General features: G+C 51.3%; 1 protein-coding gene. It reads right to left on the reverse strand.

The window, feature by feature from the left end:
- On the reverse strand, positions 1 to 280 hold a 280-nt coding region (locus tag QP381_RS08765; RefSeq protein WP_285068584.1), incomplete at its 3' end, for a hypothetical protein.
- Between the last annotated feature and the right edge of the window lie 36 nt (positions 281 to 316).

The following is a 316-nucleotide window of genomic DNA, read 5'->3' on the forward strand; positions in this document are numbered from 1 at the left end:
GGAGCTTGTCCACATCCGGTTTAGTCGCCGCGTAATCCTTAAACTTTGGGCGCTTCGGACGAGCCAAATAAAATTGCACACTCAACAAAAGTGGGCAGTTCAAAGGCAACTTCCAACCCGCAAGGCGGGCAGTATTCAACGCCCCAAACTGGACCTTCTGCCGCCACACAGCCAACTGCGCGTTCTTCACGTGATACAACTGGCCGGTACGCCTATTCACGCCCATAGACCCCTGCGAAATAGGCATTCCAAGCACCGTAAAACTGATCTGGCCTTTCACTTCTTATTCACCCTTGCTTTATGATCTGGATTAGCT

It is taken from the genome of Pauljensenia sp. UMB6358, from assembly GCF_030216865.1.
Lineage (GTDB): Bacteria > Actinomycetota > Actinomycetes > Actinomycetales > Actinomycetaceae > Pauljensenia > Pauljensenia turicensis_A.